Consider the following 20242-nt stretch of genomic DNA (forward strand, 5'->3'; position numbering starts at 1 on the left):
GCGGCCGCACATCCAGACACTGTCCTGAGGAGCACAGCAGTGAGCAGCAACAACGGTGACGTCCGGCTCTGGGGCGGCCGGTTCGCCGACGGCCCCGCCGAGGCCCTGGCGAAGCTGTCCGCGTCGGTCCACTTCGACTGGCGCCTGGCGCCGTACGACATCGCCGGCTCCCGTGCCCACGCGCGCGTGCTGCACAAGGCCGGGCTCCTCACCGAGGACGAGCTGACCCGCATGCTGGCCGGCCTCGACCAGCTGGAGTCGGACGTCGCCGACGGCTCCTTCGTCGGCACCATCGCCGACGAGGACGTCCACACCGCCCTGGAGCGGGGTCTCCTGGAGCGGCTCGGCGCCGAGCTCGGCGGCAAGCTGCGGGCCGGCCGGTCCCGTAACGACCAGGTCGCCACGCTCTTCCGGATGTACCTGCGGGACCACGCCCGGATCATCGGCGGGCTGATCGCCGACCTCCAGGACGCCCTGGTCGGTCTGGCCGAGGCGCACCCGGACGTCGCCATGCCCGGCCGCACGCACCTCCAGCACGCCCAGCCGGTGCTCTTCGCCCACCATGTGCTCGCCCACGCGCAGGCCCTCTCCCGGGACGCCGAGCGGCTGCGGCAGTGGGACACCCGGACCGCCGTCTCCCCGTACGGTTCCGGCGCCCTCGCGGGCTCCTCGCTCGGGCTCGACCCGGAGGCGGTGGCCAAGGACCTGGGCTTCGAGCGGGGTTCGGCCGGCAACTCGATCGACGGCACGGCCTCGCGCGACTTCGTCGCCGAGTTCGCGTTCATCACGGCGATGATCGGGGTGAACCTGTCCCGGATCGCGGAGGAGATCATCATCTGGAACACGAAGGAGTTCTCCTTCGTGACCCTGCACGACGCCTTCTCCACCGGCTCGTCGATCATGCCGCAGAAGAAGAACCCGGACATCGCCGAGCTGGCCCGGGGCAAGTCCGGCCGCCTCATCGGCAACCTGTCCGGTCTCATGGCGACGCTGAAGGCACTGCCGCTCGCCTACAACCGGGACCTCCAGGAGGACAAGGAGCCGGTCTTCGACTCCTGCGACCAGCTGGAGGTCCTGCTCCCCGCCTTCACCGGCATGATGGCGACCCTCACGGTCAACCGGGAGCGGATGGAGGAGCTCGCTCCGGCCGGCTTCTCCCTCGCGACCGACATCGCCGAGTGGCTGGTCAAGCAGGGCGTGCCGTTCCGGGTGGCGCACGAGGTCGCCGGCGAGTGCGTCAAGGTCGCCGAGGCGGAGGGCAAGGAGCTCGACGACCTGACGGACGAGCAGTTCGCGAAGATCTCCGAGCACCTCACCCCCGAGGTCCGCACGGTCCTCAACGTGCCCGGGGCCCTCGCCTCCCGCGACGGCCGCGGCGGCACCGCCCCCTCGGCGGTCGCCGTCCAGCTGGTCGAGGTCAAGGCGGACCTGGTGATCCAGCACGCCTGGGCCACCGCCAAGAACTGAATCCCGCTCCTACCGCGCCGCCGCCCAGTCCGCGAGCGCGTCGAAGTCCGGCCGGGTCAGCCCGATCCGTTCGTCGACGCGCAGCAGCAGGGCGGCGGCGCGGTGGTTCTGCTCCACGTACTCGTGGTCGTACGACGTGATGTCGTCGTCGACCCAGGCGAACGGCCGCCCCTGCGCGTACTCCAGGATGTACTGCGTCTTCCAGAAGGTCCCGCGAGGGGCCTTTCCGTGCATCTGGGGCCAGTCGATGAACGGCAGCTCGGGCAGCCCGAGGTGCGGTCCGATCCAGTCGTTGGCCTCGTCCTTCCACGTCGTCGCCCAGACCAGCTCGTACGCGCCGGCCAGCGCGCGCAGCTCGTCCCCGTGTCCGGGGTTCAGCCACACCCGCAGTGGCTTCGTGTCCGTCCAGCCGCTCGGGCGCATGCGGTGGGTCGTGTAGCCCTCGGGGCGGCGCTCAGCTTGCGCCGCATAGGGGTTCAGCGGTCCGTCCACGTCGATCAGCAGCAGCGGCTTGGTCATGTCCACAGCATTCCTCCACGCCCCCGGTGAGGCACTGAAATTTCGAATGAGACATTGTTGTCTCATTCGATGTATGGTTGTCTCATGTCAGTCGACCGCACCGAGGTGCTCCACGCCGCCGCAGCCCTGCTCTCCCGCAAGGCGACCGCCACGATGGACGAGGTCGCCCGGGCCGCCGGGATCGGACGTGCCACGCTGCACCGGCACTTCGCCGGGCGGGACGCGCTGGTGCGGGCGCTGGAGCAGATGTGCATCGAGGAGACGGAGGCCGCGCTCGACGCGGCCCGCCTCGACGAGGGGCCCGCCGACGAGGCCGTGCGCCGGCTGATCGGCGCATCCGAGCCCGTCGCGCCCCTGCTCGCCTTCCTCTACACCGAGAACCAGCTCTTCGAGGGCGAGCAGCAGAACGCCGGCTGGACCCGCCTCGACGACCGGCTCGCCGCGCTCTTCCGGCGCGGACAGGAGGAGGGCGACTTCCGGATCGACCTGACCCCCGCCTGGCTCTGCGAGGCCTTCTACGGCCTGCTCGGCTCGGGCGCCTGGGCGGTCGCCGACGGGCGGGTCGCCGCCAACGACATTCAGTACATGATCGCCGAGCTGCTGCTCGGCGGAGCGCGCAGGAGCGTGGAGAAGTGATCACCGACACCGTCAAGCACGAGAGCCATATCGGGGGCGTGCGCCGTTCCGGCCGGTGGCTCGCCCTCGCCGTGCTCGTCCTGGCCGTGCTGCTCGTGGCGGTCGACGCCACGGTCCTCGGTCTGGCGACGCCCTTCCTCTCCGAGGACCTCAAGCCGTCCGGCACCCAGCTGCTGTGGATCGGCGACGTCTACTCCTTCGTCATCGCCGGTCTGCTGGTCTCCATGGGCAGCCTCGGTGACCGCATCGGCCGCAAGAAGCTGCTGCTCACCGGAGCCGTCGCGTTCGGCGCCGTCTCGGTGCTCAACGCCTACGCCACCAGCCCCGAGATGATGATCGTGGCCCGCGCCCTGCTGGGCGTCGCCGGTGCCACCCTCATGCCCTCCACGCTCGCCCTGATCCGCAACCTGTTCCACGACCCGCGCGAGCGCAGCCTCGCCATCGGCATCTGGGGCGCCATGGCCTCGGCCGGTGCCGCCGTGGGCCCGGTCGTCGGCGGATTCCTGCTGGAGCACTTCTGGTGGGGCTCGGTCTTCCTCATCAACCTGCCGGTCATGGCTGTCCTGGTCGTCGTCGGCGTCAAGCTGATCCCCGAGTCGAAGAACCCCGACCCGGGGCCGTGGGACGTGGCCAGCGTCGGCCTCTCGCTCGTCGGCGTGATCGGCGTCGTCTACGCCGTCAAGGAACTCGCGGCCGAGGGGCTCACGTCCGGTGCGGCCCTGGCCGCCGCCGTCGGCATCGGCGGACTCGCCGGGTTCGTGCGCCGGCAGCTGACCCTGCCGACCCCGCTCCTGGACATGCGCCTGTTCCGCAACCGTGGCTTCTCCGCCGCCGTCACGGCCGACCTGCTGACCATCCTCGGCCTGTCCGGGCTGGTGTTCTTCCTGTCCCAGTTCTTCCAGCTGGTCCAGGGCCGCCAGCCGCTGGAGGCCGGACTCGCCGAACTGCCCGCCGCCGTCGGCGCGGTGACGGCCGGTCTGGTCGCGGGCAGCGTCGCCCGCCGCTACAGCGTCCGCTCCGTCGTCGCGGGCGGTCTCGGTGCCATCGGTCTGGCCCTCGCGGCCCTGACCGCCATCGGGCAGTCGACCGGCTACCCGCTGCTCGGCGTGAGCCTCCTGGTCGTCGGCGTCGGTGCGGGCTTCGCCTTCACCGTCACCGCCGACGTGATCCTCTCGACCGTCCCCAAGGAGCAGGCCGGTGCCGCCTCCGCGGTCTCGGAGACGGCGTACGAGCTGGGCGCCGCCCTCGGCATCGCGCTCCTCGGCTCCATCGTCACCGGCGTCTACCGGGGCTTCGCCGCCCCGGCCGGCATCCCGGCCGACACCGCCGCCGCGGCCCACGACTCGCTGGGCGGCGCGGTCGAGGCCTCCGCGGGCCTCGCCCCGGCCCAGGCCGACGCCCTGGTCACCGCCGCCCAGGACGCCTTCGTCGACGGCCTGCGCATCGCGTCGGGCGCCGGCGCGGCGGTCCTGCTCGTGACCGCCGTCGCGGCCTGGTTCCTCCTGAAGGGTCAGAAGCTGGCCGACGGCGTCGAGCACTGACCCGTCCGGACATGACGGAGGGCGCCCCCGTTCCCGGGGGCGCCCTCCTGCGCGTGCGGGTTGCGGGTGCTACGCCGCTTCCTTCGCCTTGGTCGCGTACATGTCCACGTACTCCTGGCCCGAGAGGCGCATGACCTCCGCCATCACCGAGTCCGTCACCGCGCGCAGCACGTAGCGGTCGCGGTCCATGCCGTCGTAGCGGGAGAACTCCATCGGCTCGCCGAAGCGGACGGTGACCCGGCCCGGGCGCGGGAAGCCCGCGCCGCCGGGCTGCAGCTTGTCGGTGCCGATCATCGCGAACGGCACCACCGGCGCGCCCGTCATCAGGGTCAGCCGCGCGATGCCGGTGCGGCCGCGGTAGAGGCGCCCGTCGGGGGAGCGGGTGCCCTCGGGGTAGATCGAGAAGATCCGCCCCTCCTCCAGGACCCGGCGGCCCGTCATCAGCGCGGCCACGCCGCCCCGGCCGCCGTCGCGGTCCACCGGGATCATGCCGACGCTGGTGAAGAACCAGGCCATCAGGCGGCCCTTGAAGCCGGTGCCCTTCACGTACTCGTCCTTGCCGATGAAGAAGACCTGACGGTCCAGACAGATCGGCATGATCATCGAGTCGATGAAGGTCAGGTGGTTGCCCGCGAGGATCACCGGCCCGGTGCCGGGGACGTTCTCCGCGCCCTCGACGCGGGGACGGAACATGAGGCGCAGGACCGGGCCCAGGGTGGCCTTCATGATCGCGAGACGGGACAACGGTTCCTCCGGTGTCGGGTGAGCGGCTCGTGCGGAGCCGACAAGTGCAGATCGCGACGATACTCGCGGGTCACAGCCTGTCGCACATCGGGTTCACGGAGTGGATACGCGGTGTTGACGCGTGTTTCCGCCATGTTCCGCCCAGGTCTGCCGCCTGTAGGGGCTCTTTGCCTAGCGTCGGTACCTCAGTTGGCAGGTGCGGGACATCACACCGAAGGAGTGTTCATGACACAGCCTGAGCGCCGGACCCCGGCCCGACGCGCCGTTCTCGGAGCCGCCGGAGCGGCCGTCCTGGGCGGCTCCACCGTCCTCGCCGGCGGCACCGCGCAGGCCGTGCAGTCGGCCGTCGCCGCCGATACCGGCCACGACGCCCGGCGCAAGGGCCACGGCTACCGCTCGCTGCCCGTCCCCACCGTCATCGCCCACCGCGGCGCCAGCGGCTACCGCCCCGAGCACACCCTCGGCTCGTACCGGCTCGCCCTCGACATGGGCGCTCACGTCATCGAGCAGGACCTCGTCCCCACCAAGGACGGGCACCTCGTCTGCCGCCACGAGAACGAGATCGGCGGCACCACCGACGTCGCCGACCACCCCGAGTTCGCCTCCCGCAGGACGACCAAGACCGTCGACGGGGTCGCTCTGACCGGCTGGTTCACCGAGGACTTCACGCTCGCCGAGCTGAAGACCCTCCGCGCCAAGGAACGCATCCCGGCCACCCGCCAGGAGAACACCCTCTACGACGGCCGCTGGGACGTCCCCACCTTCGAGGAGGTGCTGCGCTGGGCCGAACAGGAGGGCCGCCGCCGCGGCCGCGAGGTGTGGCTGCACGTCGAGACCAAGCACCCCACCTACTTCCGCTCCCTCGGCCTCGCCCTGGAGGAGCGCCTCGCCCGGCTGCTCCGCCGCTACGGCCGGCACCGCGCCGACTCCCCGGTCTTCCTCCAGTCCTTCGAGCCCGGCAGCATCCAGCGCCTGGCCCGCCTCGTGGACTCCCCGCGGGTCGTGCTGCTGTCCGCCGCGAACACCCGCCCCTGGGACTTCGTGCAGTCCGGCGATCCGCGCACGGTCGCCGACCTGGTCACGCCGGAGGGCCTGCGCTGGATCGCCTCGTACGCGCAGGGCATCGGCCCCACCATCGACCTGATCCTGCCCCGGGACGCGAGCGGCCGGCTCGGCACCGAGACCACCCTGGTGCGCGACGCGCACGCCGAGGACCTGATCCTCCACCCGTACACCCAGCGCAACGAGAACAGCTTCCTGCCCGCCGAGTACCGCCGGGGCACCGACCCCGTCGCGTACGGGGACGCCTTCGGCGCGCTGCAGCGGTTCTTCGCGACGGGAATCGACGGCATCTTCTCCGACAACGCCGACACGGCCCTGCTCGCGGCCGCGGACTTCTCCGCCCGCTGACCGCACGCGCGGCCCGGCCCTACCCCCGACCGGGTGGTTTGCGGCCGGGCCCGCAACCGCGGGCGCTCCGCCCCGCATCGTCGCGGGCATGACCCCCCGCGAAACGCTGCTCGCCACCCTCACGCCGCTGCTCGCCGCCGAGTCCCGGGCGGAGGCACCGGCCGCCGGCGTCGAGGCCGGCGACCTCGAACAGGCCGTCTGGCTGCGCCTCCTGGAGCGGCTCCAGGAGGACGGTGCCCCCGAGCACCCCGCCGACTGGCTGCGCCGCGCCGTCCGGGCGGAGGCCCGCCGGGCCCGCCGTGCCTCGGCCCGCGAACGCCCGTACCACGGCGAACCGCCCCAGGAGGCGCACCGTTCGCCCGAGAGCTCCGCGCTCGTCTCCGAACGCCGCCGCACGCTGCGCGCCGCCGTCCGCCGCACCCCCGGCCACTGCCCCCGGCTGCTGACCGCGATGCTCCACCCCGCCGACCCCACCTACCGTGAGATCGCGGGAGCGTTGGGTATCTCACAGGGCAGTCTGGGGCCGATGCGTTCCCGTTGCCTCGGCTGCCTGCGCAGAATGCTGGCTGCGGAGGTTCCCGCCCCCGACGGCGGGGGAAGGGTGCCGTAGACCGACGGCGGATCAGGTGAGCGGGAGGCATGCACACATGGGCATGAGCGTGACCATCTCAGCGGCGGACACGACGCAGGACGCGGAGCACATCCTCAAGCTGCAGTTCCTCTGCTACCAGCGTGAGGCGGAGATCTACCAGGACTGGTCGATCGAGCCGCTCACCCAGACGCTCGACGCCCTGCGTGCCGAACTCGCCGAGGGCCAGGGCTTCGTCGCCCGTCTCGGCGACGAGATCGTCGCCTCCGTGCGCGGCCGGCTGGACGAGGACGGCACCGTGAAGATCGCCAAGCTCATCGTGCACCCGCGCATGCAGCGCCACGGCCTCGGTGGCCGGCTCCTCGACGCCATCGAGGCCCACTTCGCGGGCGAACCGGCCCCCGCCGCCAAGCGCTTCCAGCTCTTCACCGGACACCGGAGCGAGGGCAATCTGCGGCTTTACCGCAGCAAGGGTTACGAGCAGGTCTCCACCCGCGAGATCGGCCCCGCCCTCACGCTGGTCACCCTGGAGAAGGCGGCCTGAGCGGCCGGAGCCCGCGCCGGCGGACCGTCAGGACGCCAGGGTCCGGGACTTCCGCAGCCACCAGATGCCGGTCAGCGGCAGCAGCACCGGGATGAAGACGTAGCCGTAGCCGTAGTCCGACCAGACCGTCGCGTCCGGGAAGGCCGAGGGCTCGACCAGCGTCCACGTCCCGACGATCAGCACGCCCGCGAGCTCGGCGGCGCAGCACACCAGCGCCGCCCTGCGGGCCGTCTCGCCGCCCCGGACCAGCGTGTACGTGATGAAGGCGTAGACGACGGCCGCCACCGCCGACAGGCCGTACGCGAGCGGGGCACGGTCGAACTCGGTCGCGATCTGGTAGATGGAGCGGGACACCGCGCCCACCGACATCACGCCGTACAGCCAGACGAGCAGCAGGCCCGGGCCCTTCACCAGGCGGCCGGTCCCCGGGGCTCCCTCGGTCTCGGTCGTCGTCATGGTCAGCCCACCGTCCAGATGTCGTAGAGACGCACTTCGAGCACCGCGAGCACCACCGCGCCGGCCGCCACCGTCGCCGAACCCCACCTGCTGCGCTCGGTCAGCGACATGAGGCCCGCCGCGGGCACCGCGCACAGCGCGCCCAGCAGATAGGCGACGAAGATCGTCGTGCCCTCCTCGGCGCTCTCGCCGCGCGCGAGCTGCACGATGCCGACCACCAGCTGCACCAGCACGAGGACGGTCACCACGGCCATGCCGATGAAGTGCCAGTCCTTGGTGGACTGATTCCGGGTGAAGGCGAAGCCGCACCAGGCGGCGAGGGCGAGCGCGGCCACCGATACCGCGACCGTCAGGGCGTCAAGCATGCGCCCGAGGGTATTACGGGCCGAATGGCCCGATGCGCGCGGCCCCTGTCCGGAGCCCCGGTCCGGCGGCGGGCGGCGGGGCGGGCGGACGGCGGCGGGGCGGGCAGGCGATGCGGCGGGCGGAGGGGCGGGCAGGCGATGCGGCGGGCGGCGGCCGAAGGGGCGAGGCGGGGACGCCGGGCCGGGCGTGGCCCCGGGGCTTTCCCTGCTCGCGGCCGCGAAGCCGGGCACCGGCCCCGCCCCGCGTGGCGTCCGCGTGGCAGACCGCCCGACCGCCCTTCGCCCGCGCGACGCGCGGAGGGCGGGCCCGCCGGCCGTGGCCTTGACCACAACCCACCCCCGGGCCCGGCCCGCCACCCTGCGGGTCGTGCGCGATCTCCCGCGGGTGTCGGCCCAGGCCGCACCCCGGGAGCGGTGCCGTCGGCGGCCCCCCGGGCCGTACCGCGCACCACCCGCACTGTCCGCATGGCGTCTCATCTACGTCCGCTATTCGGACAGCCACCTTTCGTTCGCACGTTTGCATGCTTTACTTGCAGCCATGACCACGACGAGCAGCCGCACCCTTGCGACCGAGGCGAACCCGACGCCCGGTGCTCGTTGTATGTGTCGAATGTGCGCCAACTGAGGGCCCCCGCCGTGGGGGTACCCCCGGCCGAAGGCTGGGGGATCGCGCCCCGAAGCGAGCCCCGACGGCCGAGCCGATCCGCACGCCGCTCCGGCGCCCGGACCGAGCCCTGCCCCGCGCACGCGCTGCCTCCCGGCCCACCGCCGCGACCGGCCGCCACGCGCCTGACTTCCGAATGACGAATGCCGTGCACGGCGGAACCACGCGCCGCGCACTCGACAGTGACGGAAACCCTGTGATCACCACTACGGGCCTGACCAAGGTCTACGAGTCGCGAGGCCGCCAGGTCACCGCTCTGGACGGCGTCGATCTCCACGTCCGCGAAGGCGAGGTCTTCGGCGTGATCGGCCAGAGCGGCGCCGGCAAGTCCTCGCTCATCCGCTGCGTCAACCTCCTGGAGCGCCCCACCTCCGGCACCGTGACCGTCGACGGCGTGGACCTCACCGCCCTCGCCGGGAAGAGCCGCCGGGCCGGCAAGGACCTGCGCCGCGCGCGCAGCAGCATCGGCATGGTCTTCCAGCACTTCAACCTGCTGTCCTCGCGCACCGTCCAGGACAACATCGAACTGCCCCTGGAGATCCTCGGCGTCTCCGGCGCCGAGCGCTCGCGCCGCGCCCTGGAACTCCTCGACCTGGTCGGCCTCGCCGAGAAGGCCAAGTCCTACCCCGGCCAGCTCTCCGGCGGCCAGAAGCAGCGCGTCGGCATCGCCCGCGCCCTCGCCGGCGAGCCCAAGGTCCTGCTCTCCGACGAGGCCACTAGCGCCCTCGACCCCGAGACCACCCGCTCCATCCTCCAGCTGCTGCGCGACCTCAACCAGCAGCTCGGACTGACCATCCTGCTCATCACCCACGAGATGGACGTCGTCAAGACCATCTGCGACTCGGCCGCCCTCATGGAGAAGGGCCGCGTCGTCGAGTCCGGCACCGTCGGCGAACTGCTCGCCACCCCCGGCTCCCAGCTGGCCGCCGAGCTCTTCCCGGTCAGCGGCGCCGCCACCGCCCCCGACCGCACGGTCGTGGACGTCACGTTCCACGGCGAGACCGCCACCCAGCCGGTGATCTCGCAGCTCTCCCGTACGTACAACATCGACATCTCGATCCTCGGTGCCGCCATGGACACCGTCGGCGGGCGCCAGATCGGCCGCATGCGGATCGAACTCCCCGGCCGCTACGAGGAGAACGTCGTCCCCGTCGGCTTCCTGCGCGAGCAGGGCCTCCAGGTCGAGATCGTCGAACCGCAGGACCCGCACGTGCCCGCCCAGGCGTCGGTGCTGGTGAAGGAAGGTGCCCAGTGACCTGGTCCGAGATGCAGCCGCTGCTTGAGCAGGGCACCGTCGACACCCTCTACATGGTCCTGTGGGCCACCGTCGTCACCATCGTCGGCGGCCTCCCGCTCGGCATCCTCCTCGTCCTCACCGACAAGGGCGGACTGCTGCAGAACCGGCCGGTGAACAAGGTCGTCGGCGCGGTCGTGAACGTGGGCCGCTCGCTGCCCTTCATCATCCTGCTGATCGCCCTGATCCCCTTCACCACCTTCGTCGTCGGCACCTTCATCGGGCCGACCGCGATGATCGTGCCGCTCGCCATCGGCGCCATCCCCTTCTTCGCCCGGCTCGTCGAGACCGCCGTGCGCGAGGTCGACCACGGGCTCGTCGAGGCCGTCCAGGCCATGGGTGGCGGCATCCCGACCATCGTCCGCAAGGTCCTGCTCCCGCAGGCCCTGCCGTCCCTCGTCTCCGCCGTCACCACCACCGTGATCGTGCTCATCGGCTACTCCGCGATGGCCGGCGCGGTCGGCGGCGAAGGCCTCGGATCCAAGGCCGTCACCTACGGATACCAGCGCTTCGACACCACCTTCATGCTGGTCACCGTCGTCGTCCTGGTCGCGATCGTGACCGTCGTCCAGCTCCTCGGCGACGGGATCGTCCGCCTCCTCGCCCGCCGCGGCCGCACCGCGTAACGGCTCCCCAGACTTCGCAACCCGAAGAAGAGCCCGGACTTGTCGTCCAGGGCGAAATCACCGCTCCACCGGAAAGAGGCACTCTTCGTGCGCAAGAACACCAAGCTCACCGCGGGCATCGTCGCCACCTCCGCCCTCGCCCTCGGTCTCACGGCCTGCGGCACCTCCTCCGACCCGTCCTCCGCCAAGGACGCGGCCGGCTCCGCCGACAAGCCCCTCGTCGTCGCCGCGTCCCCGACGCCGCACGCCGACATCCTCAACTTCGTCAAGGACAAGCTCGCCGCGAAGGAGGGCCTGAAGCTGGAGGTGAAGGAGTTCACGGACTACGTCCTGCCGAACACCGCCACCGAGACCGGCCAGGTCGACGCCAACTTCTTCCAGCACAAGCCGTACCTCGACGACTTCAACAAGAAGAACAACACCCACATCGTCCCGGTGGTCGACGTCCACCTGGAGCCGCTCGGCCTCTACTCCAAGAAGGTCAAGTCGCTCAAGGACGTCAAGGCCGGCCAGACCATCGCCGTGCCCAACGACACCACCAACGAGGGCCGCGCCCTCCACCTGCTCGCCGACAACGGGCTCATCACCCTCAAGGCGGGCGTCGGCACCGACGCCAAGCTCTCCGACATCACCGACAAGAAGGGCCTGGAGTTCAAGGAGCTGGAGGCCGCCACCGTGCCCCGCGCCCTGAACGACGTCGACGCCGCCGTGATCAACGGCAACTACGCCATCGAGGCCAAGCTGCAGCCCGCCAAGGACTCCCTCGCGCTGGAGAAGGCGGAGGGCAACCCCTACGCCAACTTCCTCGCCGTCAAGGAGGGCAACGAGAAGGACGCCCGCGTGCAGAAGCTCGCGAAGCTCCTCAACTCGCCCGAGGTGAAGCAGTACATCGAGGACACCTACAAGGGCTCGGTCGTCCCGGCCTTCGGCGCCCCCGCCAAGTAGCCCTCGCGGTAACGTCCGCACCCAGAAGGCCCCGAGCGCCCCGTCCGGCGCACGGGGCCTTCGGCTCACCCGCGTATGCGCGGCGGCATCTGCATGCTGCATGCTGTGCGTTCACGGTCATTCACGTATGGAGTTGCAGATGACTACGACCTTCCCGTCCATCTCCATCAGCACGGACCGGTTGGTGCTGCGCTCGTACGAAGAGGCCGACATCCCCGCGTTCGTGGAGATGATGAACGACGAACTCGTCGTCGCCTGGACCTCCGTGCCGCACCCGTACACCCAGGCCGACGCCGAGGCCTGGGTGCGCAGGATCGCTCCTGCGGAACGGACCGAAGGACGCGGCATCGTCTTCGCCGTCACCGAGTTCCTCACCCAGCGACTCGTCGGCACCCTCCACCTCCACAGCACCGACTGGCGCACCCGCGCCACCCAGGTCGCCTACGTCACCGCCCCCTGGGCACGCGGGGAGGGCTACGCCACCGAGTCCGTCCTCGCCGCCGCCCAGTGGCTCTTCGGAGACCGCGGCTTCGAGCGCATCGAACTGCGCACCGCCGCCGACAACACCGCCTCCCAGCAGGTCGCGCAGAAGATCGGCTGCATCAGCGAGGGCGTCCTCCGCAACGCCTGGATAGCCCGCAGCCAGACCGAGTCCGGCGCCTGGACCGAGGTCCGCACCGACCTCATCGTCTGGAGCCTCCTCCCCGAGGACCTGGACGACGTCGCCGACCAGATGGCCGACGCGGGCTTCTCCACCTACGCCGACTGGAGCTGACCGCCCAGGTAGGCTCGAACCGCCCCCGACCTGCACACTCGCCCAGGGAGACAGACACAGATGGCCGACCGGGTCACGGTGATCGGATGGGACGGCTCGCCCCTCACCGCAGCGGCCCGGTCCGCGCTCGCCGCCGCCACCCTCGTGGCCGGTGCCGCCCACCACCTGGCGCTCCCCGAAGTGCCGGCCGGAGCCGAACGCATCCGCCTGGGCAGCGTCGACCTCGCCGCCCGCCGGATCGCCGGCCACCGCGGCACCGCCGTCGTCCTCGCCGACGGCGACCCCGGCTTCTTCGGCGTCGTGCGCACCCTGCGCGCCCCCGAACACGGCCTCGAGGTCGAGGTCGTCCCGGCCGTCTCCTCCGTCGCCGCCGCCTTCGCCCGGGCCGGCATGCCCTGGGACGACGCCAAGATCGTCGTCGCCCACCAGCGCACCCTGCGGCGCGCCGTCAACGTCTGCCGCGCCCACCCCAAGGTCGCCGTCCTCACCTCCCCGGGCGCCGGACCCGCCGAACTCGCCCTCCTCCTCGACGGCGTCCACCGCACCTTCGTCATCTGCGAGGAACTCGGCACCGAGCGCGAACAGGTCACCGTGCTCACCTCGGACAAGGCCGCCGACCACGTCTGGCGCGACCCCAACGTCGTCCTCGCCATCGGCGGGGGGTCCGCCGCCGGCTGGCTCATGGGCCACGACACCCCCTCGGTACGCGGCTGGGCCCTGCCCACCGAGGACACCGAGGGCCGTACCGGTCAGGACGCCACCCTGCGCGCCGCCCAACTCGCCCGCCTCGGCCCCCGGGTCGGCGACCTCGTCTGGGACATCGGCTGCGCCGGCGGAGCCTTCGCCGTGGAGGCCGCCCGCTTCGGCGCCGCCGTCATCGGCGTCGACACCGACCCCGAGGCCTGTGCCCGCACCGAGGCCGCCGCCCGTCGCTCCGGCGTCCAGCTGCAGACCGTGACCGGGCGCGCCCCGCACGTCCTGGAACGCCTGCCCGAGCCCGACGTCGTCCGTATCGGGGGCGGGGGAGTGCCCGTGGTCACCGCCTGCACCGACCGCAGGCCCGAACGGATCGTCGCCCACGCCGGCACCCGCGACGAGGCCGAGGCCGTCGGCGCCGCGCTCGCCGACGGCGGCTACCAGGTCGAATGCGCCCTGCTCCAGACCGTCGGACTCGACCCGGACGACTTCGCCGAACGGTCTCGCTCCGTGGTCTTCCTGCTGTCCGGCCACCGGACCTGAGTGATCGCGCCGCCTGCCCGGCGGGGTAGGCTGGCCGATTGTTGTACCGCACCCGGACGTTCGGCATTTTGTTCCCCAATGTCCGGAAGTAGTGGCTCCATTGGGTCGCTGATGTGGTACGGAGCAACGGGGGACGGCGCGACGTGGCGCAGTCCACAGCGCACCGTGGCGGATCCGCCTGCCACGATGGCCGAAGGCCGCGACAATGCATGGGTGTCCGCGCGCCTCGTGCCGCGCGGCGCGCACGCTCGTTCTTGTCGACGGGCAAGGTCTGAAGGAGCACAACCGATGGGCGAGGGGTACGCAGCATGACGGACACCGGCCAGGTCCCGGGCGAGGGGCTGCCGGGGAACGCAGGCATGGTCGAGCAGCCGGGCATCCCCGCTCCGGACGCGTACACCTTCCTGGACCCCTCCACGACGGCAGCCGAGGAAGACGAACTGCTCCTGATGCCGGGCGCCCAGGGCGCCTGGGTCGAGCAGCAGCCGGGTGTCGCGCCCGCGCCGCCGGTCACCGTGCCCGCCCCCGCCTTCGTGGACCCGCTGACCGCCCCCCTGGAGCAGGTCACCGCCACGCCGCCGCAGGGCGTTCCGCTCCCGCCGCAGGGCACCCCCGCGCACGGCGTGCCCCTGGCCGCCCCGCAGGAGCCCGCGCTCGCCGACCACGGCTACGAGCCCGGCATCCTCGACACCGGCGCCCACGAGGCCGCCGGCCGGGACTCCGGCTCCGTCGACCTCGGCGGCGTCCGTCTGCCCGCGGCCCCGGCGCCGTCCCGCCGCCCCCTGCACATGGGCCCGGCCGTCCCCGACGCCACCGGCGTGGTCCGCTCCCTCGCCGACCGCGGTCCGGCCGCCCCGGCCGCGCAGCCCGCCCCCGTCCCGGCCGCCGCCACGGCGCCCACCCCGATGCCGGTCCGCACCCCGGGTCCGCCGTCGACCGGTCCCGAGTACCTCGACGTCCCGCAGGACCAGCAGACCGCGCCGCAGGGCGCGGTGCCGTGGCCCGCGCAGCCGCAGGACACCGCAGAAACGGTCGTCCCGCAGGCCGCCCAGTTCGTCCCGGTCGAGGGCTCCGTCCCGACCGCCCCGCACCTGGCCCCGACGCCCCTGCCGGAGCCCCAGGCGCCGCAGGCCGAGGAGCCGGTGGCGGCGGAGGAGCCCGTCCGGACCCCGGCCGAGCCCGCCGTGGCCGAGCAGCCGGCCGTCGAGCAGCCCGTGGCCGCCGAGCCGGTCGCCACGGACTCGGACGTCACGGAGCCGGACGTCACGGAGCCGGTCGTCGCCGAGCCCGTGGCCGCCGAGCCGGTCGTCGTCGAGGCGCCCGTCGCCGAGGCTCCGGTCGTGGAGGCCCCGGCCGCGGAAGCACCCGCCGCCGAGGCCCTCGTCGGGGCGCCGGTGGCCGCCGAGGCCCTCGTCGGGGAGCCGGTGGCCGCCGAGCAGCCCGTTGCCGAGCAGCCCGTCGTGGAGCCGGCCGCGCCCGAGGCCGAGGTCGCGGAGCCGGTCGTTGCCGAGCCGGCCGTCGCCGGACAGCTGGTGGCCGAGCCCGCCGCGGAGCCTGTCGCCCCGGAGGCCGCGACCGCGGTCCCCGCCCCGCGCGAGGCCGAGCACGACGCCCCGGCCGAGCAGGTCACGGGCGAGGCCGTCGCCACCGCGCCGGTCGTCGCCGAGCCGGTCGTCGCCGAGCACGTGGCCGCCGAGCCGGCCACCGTCGAAGCGCCCGTCGAAGCTCCGGTCGCGGAGCCCGTCGTCCAGGAGATCCCGGCCGCCGGGCCCGCGCCCGAGGAGCCGGTGGGGACCCCCGCCCCGGTCGTGGCCGAGGAGATCCCCGTCGTGGCGGAGGACGTCCCCGGGCAGCAGCAGCCGGAGGCGCAGATCCCGCAGCCCGCCGAGGAGCCGGCCGCCGAGGCCGCCCCTCAGCCCGAGCAGCCCGAGCAGCCGGTCGCGGTCGCGGTCGCGGAGCAGGCCGCCGAGGAGCAGGCCGCCGAGCAGCGCACCGGCGAGGAGGCCGTCGAGGCCGTCGAGGCCGCGGACGCTCCGACCGAGACCCCGGAGGCCCCGGACGCCGACGAGGCGGCGGGCGAGCGGGCCCCCGGCTACGCCGAGGCCGAGCGCGAGGCAGTGCTCCGCGTGATGCGCGAGCGCCGCGACATCCGCAACGGCTTCCGCTCCGACCCGATCCCGCACGAGGTGCTCCTGCGCGTCCTCGAAGCGGCGCACACCGCGCCCAGCGTCGGGCACTCGCAGCCGTGGGACTTCGTCGTCATCCGTAGCGCCGAGACCCGCCGCACCATGCACGAACTGGCCACGCGCCAGCGTGACGCGTACGCGAAGTCGCTGCCCAAGGGCCGGGCCAAGCAGTTCAAGGAACTGAAGATCGAGGCCATCCTCGACACCCCGGTCAACATCGTGGTGACCGCCGACCCGACCCGGGGCGGCCGCCACACCCTCGGCCGCTACACGCAGCCGCAGATGGCCCCGTACTCCTCGGCCCTCGCCGTCGAGAACCTCTGGCTCGCCGCCCGCGCCGAGGGCCTCGGCGTCGGCTGGGTCAGCTTCTTCGACGAGCGCGAGATGGTCCGCGCCCTCGGCCTGCCCGAGCACCTCGAAGTGGTCGCGTACCTCTGCGTCGGCTACGTCGACGAGTTCCCGGACGAGCCCGAGCTGATGCAGGCGGGCTGGTCCAAGCGCCGCCCGCTCTCCTGGGTCGTCCACGAGGAGACCTACGGCCGCCGCGCCCTGCCCGGCGAGGAGCCGCACGACCTGCTCCAGGAGACCGTCGCCAACATCCGCCCGCTCGACGCCAAGGCGCTCGGCGAGGCGTGGGAGCGCCAGAAGCGCATGACCAAGCCCGCCGGGGCCCTGGGCATGCTGGAGATCATCGCCGCGCAGCTCGCCGGCCTCTCCCGGGTGTGCCCGCCGCCGATCCCGGAGCCCGCAGCCGTGGCGATCTTCGCCGGCGACCACGGGGTGCACGCCCAGGGCGTCACCGCCTGGCCGCAGGAGGTGACCGGCCAGATGGTCGCCAACTTCCTCGGTGGCGGCGCGGTCTGCAACGCCTTCGCGAACCAGGTGGGCGCCGAGGTCTGCGTCATCGACGTGGGCGTCGCCGCCGAACTGCCCTCCACCCCCGGCCTGCTGCCCCGCAAGGTCCGCCCCGGCACCGGTGACTTCACCATCGGCCAGGCGATGACCCGCGACGAGGCGGTCGCCGCGATCGAGGTCGGCATCGAGACCGCCCGCGACCTCGTGGCCGCCGGCAACAAGGCGCTGCTCACCGGTGAGATGGGCATCGCGAACACCACCGCCTCCGCCGCCCTGATCTCGGTCTACACGGGGGTGGACCCGACCGAGGTCACCGGCCGCGGCACGGGCATCAACGACGAGATGCACGCCCGCAAGGTGGACGTGGTCCGCCGCGCCCTCGACCTCCACAAGCCGGACCCGGCGGACCCGATCGGCGTCCTCGCGGCCATCGGCGGTCTGGAGCACGCGGCGCTCGTCGGCCTGATCCTGGGCGCGGCCTCGCTCCGTACCCCGGTCATCCTGGACGGCGTCTCCACAGGTGCGGCTGCCCTCGTCGCCCGCGCCATCGCCCCGGAGTCCCTGGCGGCCTGCATCGCCGGCCATCGCAGCGCCGAGCCGGGCCACGTCGCGGCCCTCAACAAGCTCGGCCTGCGCCCGCTGGTCGACCTGGACCTCCGCCTCGGCGAGGGCACCGGCGCGCTGCTGGCCCTCCCGGTGGTCCAGAGCGCCGCGCGCGCCATGCACGAGGTGGCGACCTTCGACTCCGCGGGCGTCACGGAGAAGTAGGCGCAGAGAAGCAGAAAGCGCGAGGCGGCCTGTGTCCGGACCCCGGACACAGGCCCCCGCACGTCCCCCACGCACCGACCGACGGCGCTCGGCCCGAGGGACATCCGTCACAGCGTGACAACCCCAGGTCACCGATATCGTGAGGTGGGCCAGCGCCCATCCACGCCCCTCCGAGGAGCCGCCCGCACATGGCCGAGCACGCCGACCACCCCGCCTACCCCGTCGGACTGCGCCTCTCGGGCCGCCGCGTCGTCGTCCTCGGCGGTGGGCAGGTAGCCCAGCGCCGCCTCCCCGCGCTGATCGCCGCGGGCGCCGACGTCACCCTGATCTCCCCCTCCGCCACGCCCTCCGTCGAGGCGATGGCCGAGGCCGGCGAGATCACCTGGACCAGGCGCCGCTACGAGGAGGGCGACCTGGCCGACGCCTGGTACGCGCTCGTCGCCACCACCGACCCGGCAGCCAACGCCGCCGTCTCCGCCGAGGCCGAGCGGACCAGGACCTGGTGCGTGCGCTCCGACGACGCCGAGGCGGCCACCGCATGGACCCCCGCCACCGGGGCCAGCGAGGGTGTCACCGTCGCCGTGCTCACCGGCCACGACCCGCGCCGCTCGGCGGCCGTCCGGGACGCGATCGTCGAGGGCCTGCGCGACGGCTCCCTCGCCGCGCCCGCCCACCGCTCGCGCACCCCCTTCGTCGCCCTGGTCGGCGGCGGCCCCGGCGACCCGGACCTCATCACCGTCCGCGGCCGCCGGCTCCTCGCGGAGGCGGACGTGGTCATCGCCGACCGCCTCGGCCCGCGCGACCTGCTCAGCGAACTGCCCCCGCACGTCGAGGTGATCGACGCGGCGAAGATCCCGTACGGCCGGTTCATGGCCCAGGAGGCCATCAACAACGCGCTCATCGAGCACGCCAAGCAAGGCAGGTCGGTCGTCCGCCTCAAGGGCGGCGACCCCTTCGTCTTCGGCCGCGGCATGGAGGAGGCCCAGGCGCTGGCCGCCGAGGGCATCGCCTGTACCGTGGTCCCCGGCATCTCCAGCTCGATCTCCGTGCCGGGCGCGGCCGGCATCCCGGTCACGCACCGGGGCGTCGCGCACGAGTTCACCGTCGTCAGCGGCCACGTGGCCCCGGACGACCCGCGCTCCCTCGTCGACTGGGCGTCCCTCGCCAAGCTCACGGGGACGCTTGTGATCCTCATGGGCGTCGACAAGATCGGAAAGATCGCCGAGGCGCTGATCGCCCACGGCAAGTCCCCGGACACCCCCCTGGCACTGGTCCAGGAGGGCACCACGGCCACCCAGCGCCGCGTGGACGCGACCCTGGCGACCGTGGCCGCGACCGTCGCCGCCGAGGACGTCCGGCCCCCGGCCGTCATCGTCATCGGCGAGGTCGTGAACGAGGGCCCGGACAAGCCGCTCTCCTGAGCGCGACCCGCACACATTGGCACCACCCACCGGACAAGGCAGTATCACCCCGTGGCCGAACTCATCACGATCGACGACCCCGACGACCCGCGTCTGCGCGACTACACCGGACTGACCGATGTCGAGCTGCGCCGCAGGCGCGAGCCCGCCGAGGGCCTGTTCATCGCCGAGGGCGAGAAGGTGATCCGCCGCGCCAAGCAGGCGGGTTACGAGATGCGCTCGATGCTGCTCTCCGCCAAGTGGGTCGACGTCATGCGCGACGTCATCGACGAGGTCCCGGCCCCCGTGTACGCGGTGCAGCCGGACCTCGCCGAGCGCGTCACCGGCTATCACGTGCACCGCGGCGCCCTCGCCTCGATGCAGCGCAAGCCGCTCCCGACCGCGCCCGACCTGCTGGCCACGGCCCGCCGGGTCGCCGTCATGGAGTCGGTCAACGACCACACCAACATCGGCGCGATCTTCCGCAGCGCCGCCGCGCTCGGCATGGACGCGGTGCTGCTCTCCCCGGACTGCGCGGACCCGCTGTACCGCCGTTCCGTGAAGGTCTCCATGGGCGCCGTCTTCTCGGTCCCGTACGCCCGCCTGGAGACCTGGCCCCGGGGCCTGGAGGCGGTACGGGAGGCGGGCTTCAAGCTGCTCGCCCTGACCCCCGCCGACCGGGCCGCCTCGATCGACGACGCGGCCCCGCACAAGCTGGACCGGGTGGCCCTGATGCTCGGCGCCGAGGGCGAGGGCCTGTCGACGCAGGCGCTGCGCGCGGCGGACGAGTGGGTCCGGATCCCGATGGCGCACGGCGTGGACTCGCTCAACGTGGGCGCCGCGGCGGCGGTGGCCTTCTACGCGGTGACGAGCGGCCGCCCGCAGGCCTGAGCCGTCCGCACCCGGGGACGGGCTGCGGACGCCTGCCGCGAAGGACAGGCCGACGCCCGGACCCGGCATGATCCGCAGGACCCGGCCCCGTGGGAGTCTCGCCGATCACGCCGGGCTCGCCCTGATCCGGCCTGATCGACAGGACACGCCCGGGCCGTGTCCGTGAAGTCCCGCCCGGCTCGCGACGCCTGGCACGCACGCTCACCGCGTGGTCGGTCACCCGAGTACGGCCCGGTACGAGGGCGGACCCTGCGCCTTGCGATCGCACGCACCAGGCGCCGCGAGCCCCGCCCTCCCTCCGGGCGGACGGCGCTATTTTCCGGACACG

Annotated in this window: 18 protein-coding genes; 14 read left to right on the top strand and 4 right to left on the bottom strand. The window is 73.0% G+C overall.

Annotated elements, in window-relative coordinates; all coding sequences use genetic code 11:
• Positions 1–39 precede the first annotated feature (39 nt).
• Positions 40–1467, top strand: coding sequence for an argininosuccinate lyase (gene argH / locus ACIRQF_RS27415; protein ID WP_404095840.1), 1428 nt, complete (start codon positions 40–42; stop codon positions 1465–1467).
• A gap of 9 nt (positions 1468–1476) precedes the next feature.
• Here argH and ACIRQF_RS27420 read toward each other — a convergent pair whose 3' ends face one another.
• Complete coding sequence (locus ACIRQF_RS27420; protein ID WP_404095842.1) at positions 1477–1986, bottom strand: HAD domain-containing protein; 510 nt, start codon at positions 1984–1986, stop codon at positions 1477–1479.
• An 84-nt stretch (positions 1987–2070) separates the two neighbouring features.
• Between ACIRQF_RS27420 and ACIRQF_RS27425 the strand changes: the two genes are divergently transcribed.
• Positions 2071–2622: a TetR/AcrR family transcriptional regulator gene (locus tag ACIRQF_RS27425; RefSeq protein ID WP_404095845.1), complete on the top strand. Its 552-nt coding sequence runs from the start codon at positions 2071–2073 to the stop codon at positions 2620–2622.
• Positions 2622–4163, top strand: coding sequence for an MFS transporter (locus ACIRQF_RS27430; protein ID WP_404096111.1), 1542 nt, complete (start codon positions 2622–2624; stop codon positions 4161–4163). Before ACIRQF_RS27425 ends, ACIRQF_RS27430 begins: the two co-directional genes overlap by 1 nt.
• 69 nt (positions 4164–4232) lie before the next feature.
• On the opposite strand, the gene ACIRQF_RS27435 is transcribed toward ACIRQF_RS27430, so the two are convergent.
• Positions 4233–4907: a lysophospholipid acyltransferase family protein gene (locus ACIRQF_RS27435; protein WP_376637769.1), complete on the bottom strand. Its 675-nt coding sequence runs from the start codon at positions 4905–4907 to the stop codon at positions 4233–4235.
• A gap of 225 nt (positions 4908–5132) precedes the next feature.
• Here ACIRQF_RS27435 and ACIRQF_RS27440 point away from each other — a divergent pair, with 225 nt between their 5' ends.
• The 3 genes from ACIRQF_RS27440 to ACIRQF_RS27450 all read left to right on the top strand — a co-directional run bounded on the left by ACIRQF_RS27440 (position 5133) and on the right by ACIRQF_RS27450 (position 7450).
• Positions 5133–6317 (top strand): glycerophosphodiester phosphodiesterase, encoded by a 1185-nt coding sequence (locus ACIRQF_RS27440; protein WP_376637770.1) that lies wholly within the window; start codon positions 5133–5135, stop codon positions 6315–6317.
• A gap of 88 nt (positions 6318–6405) precedes the next feature.
• Positions 6406–6927, top strand: coding sequence for a sigma-70 family RNA polymerase sigma factor (locus tag ACIRQF_RS27445; protein WP_404095848.1), 522 nt, complete (start codon positions 6406–6408; stop codon positions 6925–6927).
• 37 nt (positions 6928–6964) lie between these two features.
• On the top strand, positions 6965–7450 hold the full coding sequence (locus ACIRQF_RS27450) for a GNAT family N-acetyltransferase (RefSeq protein ID WP_404095851.1): 486 nt from the start codon (positions 6965–6967) through the stop codon (positions 7448–7450).
• Positions 7451–7477: 27 nt separating this feature from the next.
• On the opposite strand, the gene ACIRQF_RS27455 is transcribed toward ACIRQF_RS27450, so the two are convergent.
• Positions 7478–7906 carry a hypothetical protein gene (locus tag ACIRQF_RS27455; protein ID WP_376637773.1) on the bottom strand — a complete coding sequence of 143 codons (429 nt, stop codon included), beginning with the start codon at positions 7904–7906 and terminating at the stop codon, positions 7478–7480.
• A 2-nt stretch (positions 7907–7908) separates the two neighbouring features.
• Complete coding sequence (locus ACIRQF_RS27460; protein WP_376637774.1) at positions 7909–8271, bottom strand: hypothetical protein; 363 nt, start codon at positions 8269–8271, stop codon at positions 7909–7911.
• 860 nt (positions 8272–9131) lie between these two features.
• Between ACIRQF_RS27460 and ACIRQF_RS27465 the strand changes: the two genes are divergently transcribed.
• The 8 genes from ACIRQF_RS27465 to ACIRQF_RS27500 all read left to right on the top strand — a co-directional run bounded on the left by ACIRQF_RS27465 (position 9132) and on the right by ACIRQF_RS27500 (position 19914).
• A complete protein-coding gene (locus ACIRQF_RS27465; RefSeq protein WP_404095855.1) occupies positions 9132–10190 on the top strand; it encodes a methionine ABC transporter ATP-binding protein in 1059 nt (352 codons plus the stop codon).
• Positions 10187–10855, top strand: a complete 669-nt coding sequence (locus tag ACIRQF_RS27470; protein WP_376637776.1) for a methionine ABC transporter permease — start codon at positions 10187–10189, stop codon at positions 10853–10855. The genes ACIRQF_RS27465 and ACIRQF_RS27470 overlap by 4 nt, the downstream gene beginning before the upstream one ends.
• An 87-nt stretch (positions 10856–10942) precedes the next feature.
• Positions 10943–11800: a MetQ/NlpA family ABC transporter substrate-binding protein gene (locus tag ACIRQF_RS27475; protein WP_376637777.1), complete on the top strand. Its 858-nt coding sequence runs from the start codon at positions 10943–10945 to the stop codon at positions 11798–11800.
• Between the two features lie 100 nt (positions 11801–11900).
• A complete protein-coding gene (locus ACIRQF_RS27480; protein WP_382482985.1) occupies positions 11901–12575 on the top strand; it encodes a GNAT family N-acetyltransferase in 675 nt (224 codons plus the stop codon).
• Between the two features lie 60 nt (positions 12576–12635).
• Complete coding sequence (gene cbiE, locus ACIRQF_RS27485; protein ID WP_382482986.1) at positions 12636–13814, top strand: precorrin-6y C5,15-methyltransferase (decarboxylating) subunit CbiE; 1179 nt, start codon at positions 12636–12638, stop codon at positions 13812–13814.
• Between the two features lie 308 nt (positions 13815–14122).
• Positions 14123–17623 carry a nicotinate-nucleotide--dimethylbenzimidazole phosphoribosyltransferase gene (cobT, locus tag ACIRQF_RS27490; protein ID WP_404095861.1) on the top strand — a complete coding sequence of 1167 codons (3501 nt, stop codon included), beginning with the start codon at positions 14123–14125 and terminating at the stop codon, positions 17621–17623.
• A 188-nt stretch (positions 17624–17811) separates the two neighbouring features.
• Complete coding sequence (cobA, locus tag ACIRQF_RS27495; protein WP_376637781.1) at positions 17812–19044, top strand: uroporphyrinogen-III C-methyltransferase; 1233 nt, start codon at positions 17812–17814, stop codon at positions 19042–19044.
• Positions 19045–19095: 51 nt separating this feature from the next.
• The gene (locus ACIRQF_RS27500) at positions 19096–19914 is read left to right on the top strand and encodes a TrmH family RNA methyltransferase (protein WP_376637782.1); all 819 of its coding nucleotides are present in this window, start codon (positions 19096–19098) and stop codon (positions 19912–19914) included.
• The last annotated feature ends 328 nt before the right edge of the window (positions 19915–20242 follow it).

It is taken from the genome of Streptomyces sp. NPDC101191 (assembly GCF_044767915.1).
Lineage (GTDB): Bacteria > Actinomycetota > Actinomycetes > Streptomycetales > Streptomycetaceae > Streptomyces.

What these genes read in the sequence shown, in the direction of transcription:
- ACIRQF_RS27420 (WP_404095842.1), bottom strand. Translation starts at nt 1,986, where the DNA reads ATGACCAAGCCGCTGCTGCTGATCGACGTGGACGGACCGCTGAACCCC.
- ACIRQF_RS27425 (WP_404095845.1), top strand. Translation starts at nt 2,071, where the DNA reads ATGTCAGTCGACCGCACCGAGGTGCTCCACGCCGCCGCAGCCCTGCTC.
- ACIRQF_RS27440 (WP_376637770.1), top strand. Translation starts at nt 5,133, where the DNA reads ATGACACAGCCTGAGCGCCGGACCCCGGCCCGACGCGCCGTTCTCGGA.
- ACIRQF_RS27445 (WP_404095848.1), top strand. Translation starts at nt 6,406, where the DNA reads ATGACCCCCCGCGAAACGCTGCTCGCCACCCTCACGCCGCTGCTCGCC.
- ACIRQF_RS27450 (WP_404095851.1), top strand. Translation starts at nt 6,965, where the DNA reads ATGGGCATGAGCGTGACCATCTCAGCGGCGGACACGACGCAGGACGCG.
- ACIRQF_RS27455 (WP_376637773.1), bottom strand. Translation starts at nt 7,906, where the DNA reads ATGACGACGACCGAGACCGAGGGAGCCCCGGGGACCGGCCGCCTGGTG.
- ACIRQF_RS27460 (WP_376637774.1), bottom strand. Translation starts at nt 8,271, where the DNA reads ATGCTTGACGCCCTGACGGTCGCGGTATCGGTGGCCGCGCTCGCCCTC.
- ACIRQF_RS27480 (WP_382482985.1), top strand. Translation starts at nt 11,901, where the DNA reads ATGCTGTGCGTTCACGGTCATTCACGTATGGAGTTGCAGATGACTACG.
- cbiE (WP_382482986.1), top strand. Translation starts at nt 12,636, where the DNA reads ATGGCCGACCGGGTCACGGTGATCGGATGGGACGGCTCGCCCCTCACC.
- cobT (WP_404095861.1), top strand. Translation starts at nt 14,123, where the DNA reads ATGACGGACACCGGCCAGGTCCCGGGCGAGGGGCTGCCGGGGAACGCA.
- cobA (WP_376637781.1), top strand. Translation starts at nt 17,812, where the DNA reads ATGGCCGAGCACGCCGACCACCCCGCCTACCCCGTCGGACTGCGCCTC.